This is a genomic window from Paenibacillus sp. 7541, assembly GCF_002276395.1.
Lineage (GTDB): Bacteria > Bacillota > Bacilli > Paenibacillales > Paenibacillaceae > Paenibacillus_AQ > Paenibacillus_AQ campinasensis.
Window position 1 is genome coordinate 1 of the sequence record NZ_NQLZ01000087.1, and the last position, 301, is coordinate 301.

The 301-nt window shown below is 53.5% G+C and carries 3 tRNA genes; all 3 read right to left on the reverse strand.

The features are described from left to right. Nucleotides 1–17: 17 nt before the first annotated feature. Nucleotides 18–94, reverse strand: a tRNA-Met gene (locus CHH75_RS24535). Between the two features lie 39 nt (nucleotides 95–133). Beyond that, a tRNA-Val gene (locus CHH75_RS24540) sits at nucleotides 134–209 on the reverse strand. Nucleotide 210: 1 nt separating this feature from the next. Beyond that, nucleotides 211–285 (reverse strand) — tRNA-Glu (locus CHH75_RS24545). Nucleotides 286–301 lie beyond the last annotated feature (16 nt).

A 301-nucleotide genomic window follows, 5' to 3' on the forward strand; every position in this document is an offset into this window, starting at 1 on the left:
CCGCTTATGCGGTAAATTGGTTGCGGGGGCAGGATTTGAACCTACGACCTTCGGGTTATGAGCCCGACGAGCTACCGAACTGCTCCACCCCGCGTCATTAAAAAGGGTAACATATTCACATTGTTATTAAAAGTGGTGGAGGCTGAGGGAATCGAACCCCCGACCCTCTGCTTGTAAGGCAGATGCTCTCCCAGCTGAGCTAAACCTCCGTGGTGACCCGTAGGGGATTCGAACCCCTGTTACCTCCGTGAAAGGGAGGTGTCTTAACCCCTTGACCAACGGGCCGTATATAAAGTCCGTG